Source organism: Spirillospora sp. NPDC048823 (assembly GCF_043198445.1).
Taxonomy (GTDB): Bacteria; Actinomycetota; Actinomycetes; order Streptosporangiales; family Streptosporangiaceae; genus Spirillospora.
In genome coordinates this window covers 1-3,573 of sequence record NZ_JBICUT010000038.1, presented here as the reverse complement: position 1 = coordinate 3,573, position 3,573 = coordinate 1, and the positions used below count along the sequence as shown (strand labels likewise).

Here is a 3,573-nt window from a genome sequence, read left to right as displayed (position 1 = left end):
ATCACCCGTACGGGTGGTGTGGTTTTGGTGGGCCCGGTTGTTTTTTGAGAACTGCACAGTGGACGCGAGCATCTCTGGCGAACGATGATGCTGCCGTTGGGCTCCCTTTTTGGGGGTTTTTGGGTGGTGTTGTTGTTTGTCTGCGATTTGTTTTGATCGTTTTGTGTGTTCAAGTTTTTAAGGGCATACGGTGGATGCCTTGGCATCAGGAGCCGATGAAGGACGTGGGAGCCTGCGATATGCCTCGGGGAGTCGGCAACCAGACTTTGATCCGGGGATTTCCGAATGGGGAAACCTGGCACCCGTCATGGGGTGTCGCCGCCGTCTGAATGTATAGGGCGGTTGGTGGGAACGCGGGGAAGTGAAACATCTCAGTACCCGCAGGAAGAGAAAACAATTGTGATTCCGTGAGTAGTGGTGAGCGAAAGCGGAGGAGCCTAAACCGTGCGCGTGTGATACCTGGTAGGGGTTGCGTGTGCGGGGTTGTGGGACCATCTTGCTGGATCTACCAGTCTGGCGGAGAGTTATAAAACATCGTGGTAGTCGAATGGTTTGGGATGGCCGACCGTAGACGGTGAGAGTCCGGTAGGCGAAACTGCGATGTCTCTTGGGTGTGTTCCCGAGTAGCACGGGGCCCGTGAAATCCCGTGTGAATCTGCCACGACCACGTGGTAAGGCTGAATACTTCCTGGTGACCGATAGCGGATCAGTACCGTGAGGGAATGGTGAAAAGTGCCCCGGTGAGGGGTCGTGAAATAGTACCTGAAACCGTGTGCCTACAAGCCGTCAGAGCCTCCTCTGGGATCATTCGTGGTTCTGGTTGGTGATGGCGTGCCTTTTGAAGAATGAGCCTGCGAGTTATGGTGTGTGGCGAGGTTAACCGGTGGCGGGTAGCCGTAGCGAAAGCGAGTCTGAATAGGGCGTTTGAGTCGCATGCTGTAGACCCGAAGCGGGGTGATCTAGCCATGGGCAGGGTGAAGCGCCGGTAAGACGGTGTGGAGGCCCGAACCCACCAGGGTTGAAAACCTGGGGGATGACCTGTGGTTAGGGGTGAAAGGCCAATCAAACTCCGTGATAGCTGGTTCTCCCCGAAATGCATTTAGGTGCAGCGTTGCGTGTTTCTTGCCGGAGGTAGAGCTACTGGATGGCTGATGGGCCCTACAAGGTTACTGACGTCAGCCAAACTCCGAATGCCGGTAAGTGAGAGCGTGGCAGTGAGACTGCGGGGGATAAGCTTCGTAGTCGAGAGGGAAACAGCCCAGATCATCGGCTAAGGCCCCTAAGCGTGTGCTAAGTGGGAAAGGATGTGGAGTTGCTCTGACAACCAGGAGGTTGGCTTAGAAGCAGCCATCCTTGAAAGAGTGCGTAATAGCTCACTGGTCAAGTGATTCCGCGCCGACAATGTAGCGGGGCTCAAGCACACCGCCGAAGCCGTGGCGCTCAGGACTTGTGTTCTGGGTGGGTAGGGGAGCGTCCTGTAGCCGGTGAAGCCGCCGAGTGATCGAGTGGTGGAGGCTGCGGGAGTGAGAATGCAGGCATGAGTAGCGAATCACACGTGAGAAACGTGTGCGCCGGATGACCAAGGGTTCCTGGGGCAGGCTAATCCGCCCAGGGTAAGTCGGGACCTAAGGCGAGGCCGACAGGCGTAGTCGATGGACAACGGGTTGATATTCCCGTACCCGCTGGTATGCGCCAACGCTGAATCCTCTGATGCTAACCACCCGAACCGTGGTGTGGGCCTTCGGGTCTGCTTTGCGGGGAGCGTGGGGCCCGAGGGGGTAGTAGGTGAGTGATGGGGTGACGCAGGAGGGTAGCTCAGCCCAGGCGATGGTTGTCCTGGGGTAAGCATGTAGCCCGGTGTGCAGGTAAATCCGCATGCCGTTGAGGGTGAGATGTGATGCCGAGCCGTTTTAGGTGAAGTGAGTGATCCCATGCTGTCGAGAAAAGCCTCTAGCGAGTGTATCGGCGGCCCGTACCCTAAACCGACTCAGGTGGTCAGGTAGAGAATACCAAGGCGATCGGGTGAACTGTGGTTAAGGAACTCGGCAAATTGCCCCCGTAACTTTGGGAGAAGGGGGGCCATGTCTGGTGATGGAGTTTTCCTCCGGAGCTGGGTGTGGTCGCAGTGGCCAGGGGGAAGCGACTGTTTACTAAAAACACAGGTCCGTGCGAAGTCGTAAGACGCTGTATACGGACTGACGCCTGCCCGGTGCCGGAACGTTAAGAGGACCGGTTAGACCCTTTCGGGGGTCGAGGCTGAGAATCTAAGCGCCGGTAAACGGCGGTGGTAACTATAACCATCCTAAGGTAGCGAAATTCCTTGTCGGGTAAGTTCCGACCTGCACGAATGGCGTAACGACTTCCCCGCTGTCTCAACCACAGGCCCGGCGAAATTGCAGTACGAGTAAAGATGCTCGTTTCGCGCAGCAGGACGGAAAGACCCCGGGACCTTCACTATAGCTTGGCATTGGCGTTTGGAGCGTCTTGTGTAGGATAGGTGGGAGACTGTGAAGCCGGCACGCCAGTGTCGGTGGAGTCGTTGGTGAAATACCACTCTGGTCGTTTTGAGCGTCTAACCCGCGCCCGTGTATCCGGGTGGGGGACAGTGCCTGGTGGGTAGTTTAACTGGGGCGGTTGCCTCCTAAAGTGTAACGGAGGCGCCCAAAGGTTCCCTCAGCCTGGTTGGCAATCAGGTGGCGAGTGTAAGGGCACAAGGGAGCTTGACTGTGAGACGGACGTGTCGAGCAGGTGCGAAAGCAGGGCCTAGTGATCCGGCACCTACGTGTGGAAGTGGTGTCGCTCAACGGCTAAAAGGTACCCCGGGGATAACAGGCTGATCTTCCCCAAGAGTCCATATCGACGGGATGGTTTGGCACCTCGATGTCGGCTCGTCGCATCCTGGGGCTGGAGTAGGTCCCAAGGGTTGGGCTGTTCGCCCATTAAAGCGGCACGCGAGCTGGGTTTAGAACGTCGCGAGACAGTTCGGTCCCTATCCGCTGCGCGCGTAGGAGAATTGTGAGGGTCTGTCCCTAGTACGAGAGGACCGGGACGGACGAACCTCTGGTGTGCCAGTTGTCCCGCCAGGGGCACGGCTGGTTGGCTACGTTCGGTCGGGATAACCGCTGAAAGCATCTAAGCGGGAAGCCTTCCTCGAGATGAGTTCTCCCTTCCACCTTCGGGTGGGGTAAGGCCCCCAAGAGACGATTGGGTTGATAGGCCGGGGATGGAAGCGCGGTAACGTGTGGAGTCGACCGGTACTAATAGGCCGAGTGGCTTGAACACACATGACGTTCAATCCAAATCGCTGCCCGATGGCAAGAGTGTGTTCGCGTCCCTGTGTGGTTCTCAGGAAACAATCCTGGGGTGACCCGCAGCATTAAAAGAGAATATCGAGCCTGGCTCGGAACGTTGACTTGCCTGCCCCCGGGTGTTGTGGGGGTGGTGCGTTGAGACGTTCGGTGGTTTTGGCGAGGGGGAAACACCCGGTCCCATCCCGAACCCGGAAGTTAAGCCCTTCAGCGCCGATGGTACTGCATGGGAGACTGTGTGGGAGAGTAGGACACCGCCGGACTC

The 3,573-nt window shown here is 57.5% G+C and carries 2 rRNA genes; both read left to right on the top strand.

From position 1 onward, the window contains the following. Positions 1 to 167 precede the first annotated feature (167 nt). A 23S ribosomal RNA gene (locus tag ACGFK0_RS37540) occupies positions 168 to 3,282 on the top strand. 172 nt (positions 3,283 to 3,454) lie between these two features. Then, positions 3,455 to 3,571 (top strand): 5S ribosomal RNA (gene rrf / locus ACGFK0_RS37535). Positions 3,572 to 3,573 lie beyond the last annotated feature (2 nt).